The sequence below is a fragment of the Streptomyces rubellus genome, from assembly GCF_036323805.1.
In the GTDB taxonomy this organism is placed as follows: domain Bacteria; phylum Actinomycetota; class Actinomycetes; order Streptomycetales; family Streptomycetaceae; genus Streptomyces.
Genome location: NZ_JAZDCX010000002.1, coordinates 308,650 through 320,613, shown reverse-complemented (window position 1 = coordinate 320,613; position 11,964 = coordinate 308,650). Strand labels below are relative to the sequence as shown.

The 11,964-nt window shown below is 75.5% G+C and carries 10 protein-coding genes; 3 read left to right on the top strand and 7 right to left on the bottom strand.

From position 1 onward, the window contains the following. Positions 1 to 88 precede the first annotated feature (88 nt). Positions 89 to 1,315, bottom strand: coding sequence for a cytochrome P450 family protein (locus tag V1L54_RS03785; RefSeq protein ID WP_330116455.1), 1,227 nt, complete (start codon positions 1,313 to 1,315; stop codon positions 89 to 91). Positions 1,316 to 1,551: 236 nt separating this feature from the next. Between V1L54_RS03785 and V1L54_RS03780 the strand changes: the two genes are divergently transcribed. Beyond that, complete coding sequence (locus V1L54_RS03780; RefSeq protein WP_330116388.1) at positions 1,552 to 2,016, top strand: DUF4190 domain-containing protein; 465 nt, start codon at positions 1,552 to 1,554, stop codon at positions 2,014 to 2,016. Positions 2,017 to 2,024: 8 nt separating this feature from the next. On the opposite strand, the gene V1L54_RS03775 is transcribed toward V1L54_RS03780, so the two are convergent. Beyond that, positions 2,025 to 3,488, bottom strand: coding sequence for an MFS transporter (locus tag V1L54_RS03775; protein WP_330116387.1), 1,464 nt, complete (start codon positions 3,486 to 3,488; stop codon positions 2,025 to 2,027). A gap of 403 nt (positions 3,489 to 3,891) precedes the next feature. Between V1L54_RS03775 and V1L54_RS03770 the strand changes: the two genes are divergently transcribed. Beyond that, positions 3,892 to 4,314 carry a DUF4190 domain-containing protein gene (locus V1L54_RS03770; RefSeq protein WP_330116386.1) on the top strand — a complete coding sequence of 141 codons (423 nt, stop codon included), beginning with the start codon at positions 3,892 to 3,894 and terminating at the stop codon, positions 4,312 to 4,314. A 226-nt stretch (positions 4,315 to 4,540) separates the two neighbouring features. Here the strand turns inward: V1L54_RS03770 and V1L54_RS03765 are convergent, their stop codons facing one another. From V1L54_RS03765 to V1L54_RS03745, 5 genes are all read right to left on the bottom strand, one after another. Continuing rightward, a complete protein-coding gene (locus V1L54_RS03765; protein ID WP_330116385.1) occupies positions 4,541 to 4,915 on the bottom strand; it encodes a DUF6479 family protein in 375 nt (124 codons plus the stop codon). Positions 4,916 to 4,957: 42 nt separating this feature from the next. After that, the gene (locus V1L54_RS03760; RefSeq protein WP_330116384.1) at positions 4,958 to 6,031 is read right to left on the bottom strand and encodes a nucleoside triphosphate pyrophosphohydrolase; all 1,074 of its coding nucleotides are present in this window, start codon (positions 6,029 to 6,031) and stop codon (positions 4,958 to 4,960) included. Continuing rightward, complete coding sequence (locus V1L54_RS03755) at positions 6,028 to 8,346, bottom strand: polysaccharide pyruvyl transferase family protein (protein WP_330116383.1); 2,319 nt, start codon at positions 8,344 to 8,346, stop codon at positions 6,028 to 6,030. The genes V1L54_RS03760 and V1L54_RS03755 overlap by 4 nt, the downstream gene beginning before the upstream one ends. Then, a complete protein-coding gene (locus V1L54_RS03750) occupies positions 8,343 to 9,686 on the bottom strand; it encodes a hypothetical protein (RefSeq protein WP_330116382.1) in 1,344 nt (447 codons plus the stop codon). The genes V1L54_RS03755 and V1L54_RS03750 overlap by 4 nt, the downstream gene beginning before the upstream one ends. Before the next feature lie 159 nt (positions 9,687 to 9,845). Next, complete coding sequence (locus V1L54_RS03745; protein WP_330116381.1) at positions 9,846 to 10,496, bottom strand: SurA N-terminal domain-containing protein; 651 nt, start codon at positions 10,494 to 10,496, stop codon at positions 9,846 to 9,848. A gap of 250 nt (positions 10,497 to 10,746) precedes the next feature. Here V1L54_RS03745 and V1L54_RS03740 point away from each other — a divergent pair, with 250 nt between their 5' ends. Then, a complete protein-coding gene (locus V1L54_RS03740) occupies positions 10,747 to 11,901 on the top strand; it encodes an acyltransferase (RefSeq protein ID WP_330116380.1) in 1,155 nt (384 codons plus the stop codon). Positions 11,902 to 11,964 lie beyond the last annotated feature (63 nt).

Genomic DNA, 11,964 nt, shown 5'->3' with positions numbered 1-11,964 from the left:
TTGTTGACGGCAGAACGTAGCGCCCGAGACGGATCATCACAAGCCAGTGTCGCGTAGATCACGTGTAGGTCACGTAAGTGACACTGTGTCACCAGTGTACCGGTTCGAACTCCACCGGGAGCGCCCGCAGTCCACGCATGATCAGGCCGCCGCGCCACCGCAATTCGGGCGGTTCCGCCGCGAGCCGCAGGTCAGGGAGGCGCCCCAGCAGGGCGGACAGCGCGATCCGTCCCTCCAGCCGGGCCAGCGGCGCCCCCAGGCAGTAGTGGATGCCGTGCCCGTAGCCGAGATGCTGGTTGTCACTACGTGTAAGGTCCAGTACATCCGGGTGAGCGAACCTCTCCGGGTCGCGGTCGGCGGCCGCCAGCACCACCAGTACCGGGTCGCCGGCCTCGACGCGCTGCCCGCCGAGCTCCAGCGGCTCGGTGGCGAACCGCCAGGTGGCCAGTTCCACCGGCCCGTCGTAGCGCAGCAGCTCCTCCACCGCGCTCTCCAGCAGCCCGGTGTCCCCGGCGGCCAGCGCGTCCTGCAGGAGCCGCCGCTGCTCCGGATGGCGCAGCAGGGCGTAGGTGCCGTTGCCGATGAGGTTCACGGTGGTCTCGAACCCGGCGAACAGCAGGATGAAGGCCATCGCGGCGGCCTCGTTCTCCGTCAGGTGCTCGCCGTGGTCGCTCGCCCGGATCAGTCCGGAGATCAGGTCGTCGCCCGGTTCGCCGCGCTTGCGGTGGATCAGCTCGGCCAGATACGCGCGCATCCGTTTCACCGCCCGGCCCACCCCGCCGCGCGGCCCGCGGTCGTGGCGGATCATCATGCCCGCCCAGTCGCGGAAGTCGTCCTGGTCCTCGGCGGGGACGCCGAGCAGGTCGCAGATGGCGTGGATGGGCAGCGGGAAGGCGAACTCGTGGATGAGGTCGGCGCTTCCGCGCCCCGAGAAGCCGTCGACGAGCCGGTCGGCCAGCTCCCGCACCCGCGGCTCGAAGGCCGCCACCCGGCGCGGGGTGAACGCCTTGGACACCAGCCGGCGCAGCCGGGTGTGGTCGGGCGGGTCGATGTTGAGCAGATGCGTCATCAGGTTCGCGCTGCGCTCCCCCGGGATGCCGATCTTCCCCCGGCCGTGCGCGGTCTCGCTGTGGCGGGCGGGGTTCTTGCTCAGCCGCGGGTCGGCCAGCGTCTCGCGCGCGTCGGCGTACCGGGTCACCAGCCATGCCTCCACCCCGCTGGGCAGCACGGTCCGGTGCACCGGCGCGTGCTCGCGCAGCCAGGCGTACGCGGGGTACGGGTCGGTGGCGAACTCGTGGGTGAACAGGGCGGGCATCGGCGGCGGTACGGCGGTGTCCGGCCGGGTGTTCGGACAGGCTTCCGGGCCTCGGTTCTCCTGGTGCACGCCCCGACGCTAACGCGCCCGCCGGAGCGCGCCCTCCCCGCCTGCCCCTCCCCGGCTCCCCCGGCTCCCCCGGCTCCCCCGGTTCACCGGGGGAGCCCGATTGCCGGGCCGTGCCGGGGGTACGGCGCGGGGGACGGAACGGCGAGAACCGCCGGAAGGAGGCCGTGGTGTCCTCGCACTATCCCCCTCCACCTCCCCCGCCGCGGGACTGGGAGCCCTACTTCCCCGAACCGGAACCCGAGCCCGGGCCGGAGTCCGGTCCGGGGCCCGAGCCGCCCGCGGAACCGCTCCGGGACGGGCTGGGGACCGCCGCGCTGGTCCTCGGCCTGCTCGCCCTCCTGACCTTCTGGACCGTCGCCGGCGGCGCGGTGCTGGGGCTGTCGGCGCTAGTGCTCGGACTTGCCGGGCGCCGCCGGGACCGGCGCCACGGGATGCCGGGCAGCGGTACGGCACTGGCGGGGACCGTGCTGGGGTTCCTCGGCCTGGCGGGCGCCGTCCTCGTCCTCTCCGCGGCCACGGTGGCCGTGGAGTCGGGTGAGTTCGGCGCTCTGCGGCAGTGCCTGCGCGACGCCGGGGACGGCGCCGCGGTCGAGCGGTGCGTGGCGGACTTCGGCGAGGGCCTGTGGCCCTGAGCCGCGGCTCAGCGGACCGCCGCCCGGCGGCGACCCTCCCCCGGCACCCTCGGCAGCGCCAGCAGGATCAGCAGCCCGCAGCACAGCAGGATCACCGAGCCGGTGCGGAAGGCCAGCGCGTACCCCGGGGCGAGGCCCTCCGGGGTGTCGCCGGTGACCCGGGAGGCGGCGACGGTGGACAGCACCGCCAGGCCCAGCGAGCCGCCCATCGTGCGCGAGGTGTTCACCAGCGCCGAGACCACACCCGCGTCCCGGTGCGGCGCCCCGGTGGTGGCCAGGGCGGCGAGCGGGGTGGCCAGCAGCCCGACGCCGAACATCGCCGTCATCCCGGGCCCCAGGACCGTGCTCGCGTAACCGCCGTCGGCGGCCATGACCAGGCCGTACCAGAGGAAGCCGGAAGCGCCCAGCGCCACCCCGGTCAGCGCGGTGTTCCGGGCGCCCGCCCAGGGCATCAGCCGGGGCGCCAGCATGGAGCCGACCACGATGCTCAGCGAGTGCGGCAGAAAGCCCAGGCCCGCCTGGAGGGGCGTGAAGCCCAGCACGTTCTGCATGTACAGGGACATGAAGTACCAGGAGGAGAACGTCGCCGCGCCGCAGACGAACATCGCGGTGTTCGCACCCGCGACCGACGGAAGCCGGAACAGCCGCAGCGGCATCAGCGGCGCCGCGGCCCGGGCCTCCACCGCGACGAACGCGGCGAGCAGCGCCAGCCCGCCCAGCAGCGGCACCAGGGCGGCCCGCTCGTCCCAGCCGGCCGCCTCCGTCTGGACGATTCCGTACGCCACCGTGCCGAGCCCGCCGGTGACCAGCACCGCGCCGGGCACGTCCAGGCCGCGCCCGTCCCCGCCCGCCCGGTCCCTGACCAGGCCGAACGCCACCGCGGTCAGGACGAGCGCCCCGATGGGCACGTTGACCAGCAGCACCCACCGCCAGGACAGCGCGTCGGTGAGCACCCCGCCGACGAAGCCGCCCGCCGCGCCGCCACCGGCGCCCACCGCCGTCCAGGTGCCGATGGCCCGGTGCCGGGCCGGCCCCTCGGGGACGGAGGTGGTGAGCAGGCTGAGCGTGGAGGGCGCCAGCACGGCGGCGCCCACGCCCTGGACGGCCCGCGCGGCGAGCAGTTGCCAGGGCTCCTGGGCGAGGCCGCCGGCGAGACTGGCGGCGGTGAACAGGCCGAGCCCGGTCAGGAAGACGCGCTTGCGTCCGAAGAGGTCCCCGGCCCGCCCGCCGAGCAGCATGAACCCGGCGAAGGTCAGGGTGTAGGTGTTGACGACCCACTGCAGACCGGGACCGTCCATGCGCAGGTCGGCGCGGATGGAGGGCAGCGCGACATTGACGACGGAGACGTCGAGGACGACGAGGAACTGCCCGGCGCAGGCGGCGACGACGACCAGCCAGGGGGTACGGGCCCGGCGGGCGGTGTCCGCAGCGGGCGGTCGGCGGGTGTCGGCTTCCACCGGGTGTTCGGCCATGCCGTCATGCTAGGCGGGCCCGAAGACGCCGGACAGAGCGTGAAGCGGAAGGCGGGAGTCCGGATCGTTTCCCGGCCGTGGGCCCCTCCCCGGGCGCGGCACACGGCGTGGATTCCCGGAACTCCGGCCACCGCGCCGCACCGGTCTCCCGCCGCCGGGGACGGGGGGGGAAACCCACCCGCCCCCGGCCCTGGCGGGGGGAGCCGGCCTCCGCTCCCCCCCCGGGACAACGGAATGGCCGCGGACCACCGGACCGGGAAACACCCGGCCGGTTTCCCGCCCGCGCGGCGGACGTTTCGGCGGTACGGGCCAGGGCACCCGGACGGCGTGAAATCCGCGCCCGCGGGCGGAACTTCACGGGCCTGGCACAGCGGTCCACCAGTCGAGCCGAAAGGACTCCACAGTGACTTCGTACTCCTCGCCCGAGCAGGGCAGGGGCACCGGCGCCCCGGAAACCGCTCCGCACCGGGGCAACCCCCGCAACGGAATGGGAATCACCGCCCTGGTTCTCGGGATCCTCGCCCTGGTGACGTTCTGGACGGTCCTCGGTGGAATCCTGCTGGGAGTGGCGGCGATCGTGTTCGGCGTCATCGGTTACCGCCGTACGAAGCGCGGCGAGGCGACCAACGGCGCGATGGCGCTCATCGGCGCGATCACCGGCGCGCTCGGCCTGGTGGCCTCCGGCGTCATCCTGGCGGCGGGCGTCTCCCTGCTGAACTCCGAGGAGTTCGACAGCTACCAGGACTGCATACGCGAGGCCGACAGCACCTCCGAGGAACGGCAGTGCGCCGAGGACTTCAGCGACGAGATCAGCCCGAACAACTGACCTGATCCGGCCGGTCACCGCGACGGACCGCGGCCGCCCTTCCGCCGCCCGTGCGTTTGCTGTCGCGCACGGCCTCGACGACGGTGGGGTACCGCGCCTACGGCCCGGGGCGAAGCACCGCTCCCCCCTGTTCCCCCGGTGGTCCCCGGACGGAGGCCCGCCCGCCCTCCGCGCCGGGCACGGCCGGGCGGTGCCCGGCGCGCGCTCCGCCGCGGTCCGGAGCGGGTCAGGTGTGGCCGGGGCCTCCGGAGCCGAAGCCGCCGCTGCTGCCGGGACTCCAGGTGGGCCGCTCGTTCGGGTCACAGGGATGGGTGTCCTCGTGCTCCTGCAGCTCGTGGGGATAACGGCGCCTGCCGTCGGTGGGGATCGGGTCGTCGTCTCGGACGCCGTCCTCGTAGCCCCGCGGGTTCTCCGGGCGCTCGGAGGGCGTGGAGATGCCCTCGTCACCCCTCTTGAGCAGGCGCAGTCCGTACACCACGGCCAGGACCAGTCCGCCCGCGACGATGATCCCGGGAATCGCGGCACCGAATCCCTCCAGCGGCAACTCCAGGGCGACGGGAAGCGTGTCGTCCGCTGCGTATGTGCCGTATGTACCGTTCATGACCCTCGGGTACCCCCCAGCGGCCCGGTCACACGGTCCCGGTCACTCCGTCCCGGCCGCGCTCCCGCGGGACTCCGCCGCCAGGATGGCGTCCCGGTAGGCGCGGGCCGCCGCCCGCAGGGCCGTCTCCGGGTCGGTGCCCTCGGCCTCGGCGCGGGCGGCCAGGGCCAGCAGTTCGTAGCCGACGCCCCGGTTCCCGTCCAGGACCGGGCCCAGGGCGTCGCCGATGCCCGCCGTACGGGCCCGGCCCGCCAGCTTCGCGGCCAGGGACAGCGCGGGCTGGCCCAGCGGTACGCCCTCGGTCACCGAGGTGCGCCGCTTCTCGACCGCCTTGGTGCGCAGCCAGTGGGCCTTGACCTCCTCCGGGGTCTCGGCGGTGGCGTCGCCGAAGACATGGGGGTGGCGGTGGATCAGCTTCGCCACGATCGTGCCCGCGACGTCGTCGATCGAGAACGGCTCGCCGGGATCGTCCTCGGCGATCCGGGCGTGGAAGACCACCTGGAGCAGCACATCGCCCAGTTCCTCGCGCAGTTCCTCGCGGTCGCCCTCCTCGATGGCCTCGACCAGCTCGTACGCCTCCTCCAGGCCGTACTTGGCCAGCTCCCGGTGGGTGCGCGTTCCGCTCCAGGGGCATTCGGCGCGGATGCGGTCCATCACCCGCACCAGATCGAGCAGCCGGGCGCCGGGCAGGTCGTAGGAGCCGGGGAGCAGCTCCAGCTCCGGCAGCGCCGCGCGGCCGGAGCCGGCCAGCCGGGCGAGGCCGTCGGTCAGCTCCGGCTCGCCGTCGGCCCCGGCGATGACGGCCACCGTGCGGCCGCCGCCCCCATCACCGGCGCCCTCGTCACCGGCACCGCCGTCCCCGCCCGCGCAGAGGTCCGCCAGTTCGCGGGCCGTGGGCGCGGCGATCCCGACCGTCACCCCCGCCTGGCGGACGTACGGCAGCTGCGGGTGGTCCGGGTCCGCGCACAGCACGCGGTCGGCGGTGCGCAGTGCCTGCCAGGCGGGCCAGGACAGCAGTCCGGGGGCGACCCGGTGGCTGGTGGTGAGCAGGACGACACGGCCGGCGGCCGGGGCGGGCCGGGGGGACGGGGATGCCGGGGATGCTGTGGCGTTCACGCTCCGAACGTAACCGATGCGGGCCGCTCCCCGGCCGGGAGCGGCCCGCCCCCGGCGTCCGCCGCGACGGGCACGTCCAGCAGGCCGCCCAGCTCGGCGAGGTTGGCGCGGGTGGTCTCCCACAGCAGCCGCTGCCGTCCCAGGACGTCGGCCACCGCCGCCTCGTGGTCGTCCAGCAGGGCCGCCGCCCGCTCGGCCAGCCGTCCGCCCAGCTCCCGGTCGTGCACGGACACGCCCCACTCGGGGCGGCCGATGTCGGCCAGGAAGTACGCCAGCTTGGGGTGGGAGATCAGGCTGAGGATCGGGGTGCCGCAGCCGAAGGGGATCATCCCGGCGTGGCCGCGCATGCCGACGACCAGCCGGACGCGGCGGAAGCGGTCGTAGACCTCCGCGTTGGACAGGTCGTACAGCGGCTCGACGGGCAGCGCGATGCCGTGTTCCCGGCGCAGGTCGTACACGAACCGCTCGTCGGCGGGCGCGTGGGGCGCGTACCGCACCTCGGCGCGCTTGCCGATCGCGCGCACGGCCTTGGCCATCTCGGCCAGGAAGTGGCCGTAGTCGTGGCCGAAGCGCAGGCCGGCGCGGTCGTAGGCGCAGTTGAGCAGCACCGTGTCGGTGCGCTCCGCCGCGTCGCGCCAGCCGGGGGACAGCAGGCGCAGCACGGTGGTCGGACAGGGCTGGTGGCGCACCTTCTCGCGCAGGGACGGCGGCAGCAGCTCGCGGACCCGCTCGACGGAACCGTGGTTGCGCAGCCCGAAGAACGACGCCTTCTCGGCCAGGGCCCGCAGGCTCCCGGTGAACCGGGCGCGCCGGTAGACCTGCCCGTCGAAGACGTTGTAGCCCACCGCCAGGACCGCCAGTGGCACCTCGATCCGGGCCAGCGTCTCGTCCCGGACGTTCCACTGCCAGGCGCTGTTCCCGTTGGGCCAGGTGTCGGGCAGGAAGAGGCCGCCCCCGCCGACGACCAGGGCGCGCCGGGCGTTGACGCGCTCCAGCGCCACCTCGTCGAAGTGCCGGTGCACCGGCACCGACAGCCAGCGGCGCGGCCCGGTGTCGGGCCCGAAGCACAGCCGTACGGCCTCGGGGAGCACCTTGTCGCCCGCGTTCTCCTGGCCGGAGGCGAACAGCGCCACATGGGCGAGCTGCTCTCCGTCGGGGACGTCCGGGGCGGGCTCGGCCGGCAGCAGGGCCAGGTCGCGGCAGGTGCGGTTGACCGGTTCGCAGTCCAGGCCCTCGCGGGCGTGGGCGCGGGCCGCGTCCTCGTCGCCGCGCAGCCAGGCCAGCCGCGCCAGGCGGCTGAACGCCTTGGGCGCGACCTCGGGCGAGGCGGTGGCCAGCAGCAGGTGCGTCTCCGCCTCGGCGTAGCGGGACTCGGCCAGCAGGGCGCTGCCCAGCGTCTCGTGGAAGCGCGGCTGGTCGGCCTTGGGCGTCACCGACAGCAGCACCTCGACGGCCTCGGCGTAGCGGCCCTCGGCGGTGTGGTGGACGGCCAGCGTGCGGGCCAGGTCGACGGTGGCGCCGCGCTCGGCCAGCGGGCGGGCGAGATGGGTGAGGAGCTCGGGGTGCTTGGGGCCGGGCAGGGCGCAGTAGGCGGTGCGGAAGTCGTCGTCGGACAGCTCGTGGCGGGCCCGGGCGCGTTCGGCGGGGCCGTATCCCTCGTCCCGGCCGGCGCCCTCCGCCGCACCGTCGAACCGCAGGATCACGGTGTCCTCCGGCACGGGCGCGCCGTCGTACAGGCGGCGGACCAGGAAGTCGTGGCGGGCGGGGAGCGGGACGCACTCCAGGGTGCCGTCCGCCAGCCGGCCGGGGGTGTCCTCGGTGAGGTGTTCGCGCTGGATCACCAGCAGGCCCTCGCCGGTGTCCACCCGGCGGGGGCCGGACGGCAGCGGGAGCTGCGGGACCGCCGCCACACCGTGCCGGGCCCGCAGCAGTTCGCCGAGGTCGCCCAGGACGACCATGTGCGGGCTGAGGGCGATCACGGTGTCGTGGCCGGTCGTCCGGAAGATCTCGGCGCGGAGGTTCCGGCCGGCCGGGACGGCGCGGTCGGTGATCCTCGGGTGCAGCCGGCGGGCGGCGTCCAGGGCGTGCCCGGGCAGCCCGGGGTGCAGCAGGAGGAAGTCCTCGCAGACCCGGGGGTTGGTCAGGGCCAGGCTGCGCAGCAGGGTCAGCAGCCCGGGGAGGGTGTCCTCGTCGGCGTGGCAGGCGAAGGCGATCCGGCGCCGGCCGGTCAGGGCGGCGCTGTCCGCCGGGCCGCCGGCCGGGCGGTCGGGCCGGCCGGCGGCCGGTGCGGGGGTGTGCGGTCGGGGCACGGTCATCGAAGGCTGATCCTCGTCGGGGTGCGGTCCGTGGCGCGGGCCTCGACCCAGGCGCGCTCGGCGGGGCCGAGCCGGCCGGGGCCGGGCAGGTCGAAGCCGATCAGGTCCAGGACCGGGACGGCGTCCAGGAAGTCCAGCAGCCGCAGCACCGAGAAGGCGGTGCCCGGAGCGGGGTGCTCGGCGCCCTCGCCGATCAGGTCCGGGTCGGTCACCGGGCGGCGGAGCGTGTCGTCGCCGACCCGGCGCTGCGCGCCGGGCACCAGCCGCCGTACCGCCTGCCGCCACTGTTCGGCCGGGTCGCCCAGGAGCAGCCGGATGTCCACCGGGTGGTCCAGGCGCGCGGTGGTGCGGTGGTCCAGGACGTGGATGTCGGTGCGCTCCCCGGCGCCGGGGGCGGGGTGGGGGAAGGCGTCGCAGCGGATCACCAGGTCGTAGTCGTCGACTCCGGGGTCGGGCGGGTGCCCGGCGAGCTCCCGGGTGTTCGCCACCAGGCACACCGTCCGGCCCGCCACCGCGTTGCGCAGGTCCCACACCCCGACCGGTTCTGCGCCGCCGAGCAGCGGGTCGGGCATCCGGTCCCGCTCGGACAGCCGGCAGTAGGTGGCGTACAGCGCGGCCAGCCGGCGTACGGCCGGGTCGGCGGCGCCGTGCTCGCGCAGCCGCCGCCCCACGCAGGCGGTGAAGGCCGCGCGGACCTCGGCGGCGGGCCGCTCCTGCGCGACGGCCTCGGCCAGGGCACGTGCCTCGGCGCAGTCGTCCGCCGGGAACAGCCGCAGCGCCCCGGTCAGGCAGTCCCGACGCTCGGTGAGCGTGGCCAGGTGCGCGGCGACCGTACGGGCGCCGGGGCCGGGCTCGCACAGCTCCAGATGCCGCTCGTACGCCTCGGCGGCCGCCGCCTCGCGGCCCAGGGCCTCCAGCGCGCGGGCCCGCAGCAGCTGGGCGCCCCGGGACCGGCGGCGGACGGCCAGCGCGGTGTCCGCCAGCCGCAGGGCCAGCCCGGCCCCGTTCCCGTCGGCCGCCGGTCCCGCCGCCAGGGCGCGGTCGCCGGCGCGCAGCAGGGCGTCGAAGGTGTCCCGGTCGGCCGCCGGACCGGACCGCCCCGCGCGGGCGGCGTGGGCGGTGTAGGCGGCGGTCAGGGCGCCGAGCGCGGCCACCAGCCGGGGATCCCCGGGGCGGTCCGGCCCGGCCAGGGCGGCGAGCCGCCCGGCGCAGTCGTGGACGCACTCGGCGAGCGCGGCGCGCGCCGCGGCCTCGCGCGCGGCGCCCGGTCCGGCCGGCCGGAGGACCTCCGTCCAGGCCCTGGCCCTCCTCGCTCCCTCGGGCCTCTTCGTCCCCTTCATGGCTCTCCACGGTTCGGCGGCAGGACGCCGAACTGTGCCCGAGCGCGAGGCGGCGCACGTGGCGCCCGGGTGCCCTGCGGGTGAACAGTGGGGGAAGCGTCGGCGGGCCGCCGCACGGCGCGCCCGCCGGGCGGCCGTCAGGCACCCGGCGGGCGGACGTCAGGCGGGCTGCTCGGGCCCGGGGTTCGTGAGCTCCCTGATCCACGGCCGGTCGGCCTCGGCCAGACTGACCTGCTCGTCGTCCCACTTGCCGTAGCGCGGGTTGACGCTCACGTCCAGCTCCCTGGAGGCCTTCTCCAGCTCCGCACGCAGCTCCTCCTGGCCCTGCGGGGTCTGCAGGTTCGCGCCCAGCTTCTCGGCCAGCCCCTGGACCAGGAGCTGGACGCGCAGCATCTCGTCGATCTCGTCCGGGGTGGCGGCCTGCTGCCGCAGCATCAGCGACTCCAGCCGCTCCGGGCCGCCCACCTGGCGCGCGGCCAGCTCACGGGCCTCCTGGATCTCCGCGCGGCTCACCGTCACCCCGGCGTCCCCGGCGGCCCGCTCCAGCACCCGCCGGAGGACCAGGCCGCTGAGGGTGCTCCGGGTGAGCTGGCCGGTCTCCTTGATCAGGACGTCGGCCTGCTCGTGGTCGCGCTGGGCGGCCCGTACGGCCTCCACCTTCGACTGGACCTGCGACATCGTGATCCGCTCACCGCCGACGACGGCCGCCGCGCCCGCGTGGGCTTCACCGCCGCACGCGGTCAGCAGCGGCGCCGCGACGAGCACCGCTGCCGCGGCGGAGAGGGAGAGCGAGGTCCTGCGGCGGAACATTGAGCCTCCTGAGAGCGGCGGTGGAACGGACGGTGTGGACGGTGCTGGGGAACACCTGTGCAGGGCCGTCCCGGCGATGATCGATGCTAAGCAGTCCACTCGGCTCCCACCACCGTTTCGGAGCACCGTTCGGCACCGTTTCGGCCAACGAGCCGGGCGGCGGTACGGTTCCGGGCCGCGCGGGCCGCGTCGGCCCGCCGTTGCCCGCCGTTACCGTTCCGTACACCCGGGTGAACCACAGTGGTGCGCCGTGTCCAACGAAACAACCCTCCAGCCCTCCGGGAACGGCACCGGCACGGTCCCCGGGGGGAACGAGCCCCGGCAGCCCGCTCCCCCCGGCGCGCCCGCCGCCCTCTCCGCCGGTCCCCCCGGCGCGCCCCGCCCGCCCCGTGAGCACCGGTACGACGTGGACCTGGCGCGGCTGGTGTGCTCGGTCGCCGTGATGCTGGGGCACATCGGCGGCGTGTTCATCGCCGCGGTCGAGCGCGAGGAGGCCAACGGTCCCGCCGTGTACTGGACCGGGCACCTCGTGGAGGCCGTCAACCCCTTCGCGGTGCCGATGTTCTTCGCCATCGCCGGCTGGGCCGTGCTGGTCGGGGCGCCGCCCCGCGACAACCGCCGGATGTGGCGGCGGATCACCCGGAACGTGCTGCCGATGTTCGTCTGGACGGCCCTCTACCTGCTCTGGGGCCGGCTGTGGGGCACCAACGACGGGCCCGTGACCCGGCTGGCGCTGGACGCCGTCTTCGGCTCGGTCCGGCCCGCCTACCACCTGTGGTTCATGTACGCCTACATCCCGCTCGTCGTCGCGCTGGCCTTCGCGGTGCTGGTCCGGGCCGGGAAGCGGCCGTGGGGCCTGGGCGCCGTGCTGCTGGTGTGCGCGGCCGCGCCCTCCCTCCTGGCCGACCTGGAGCGGTGGACCGGCTGGGACCTGCCGCACTTCGGCTGGGGCTTCGGCGTCTACCAGCTGATGTACGCGCTGGCCGGCGCGCTGCTGTTCGCCCTCCCGCCGCACGCCGTGGCCGGACGGCGCCTGCTGTGGACGGTGCCGCTGCTGCTGTCGGCAGCCGGGGTGCTCTGGTACCACACCCAGGTCCACTACGTGCTCCCGAACGCGCATCCGCTGGTCGCCGTGATGACCATCGCCCTGCTCCTGACGCTCACCCGGGTGCGGGTGCCCGAGCGGTGGCGGCCGCTGCTGGGGCGGCTGTCCGGGGCGGCGCTGGGCGCCTACCTGGTGCATGTGATGGTGATCTCGGCGATCGTCGAGCCCCTGGTCACCCCGGAGCTGTCCGGCGCGGTCACGGGCCCGCTGTTCGTCCTGCTGCTGGCCGCGACGGTCGCGGTGTCGTTCGGCGCCAGCCTGCTGTGGGGGCGGCTGGGACTGCGCAGGTACCTGGGGTAGTGCTCCTGTCCGGTGCCGGCCGGGGGCGGGCCCGCCCCCGGCCGGCACCGAGGCGGGGAGGAC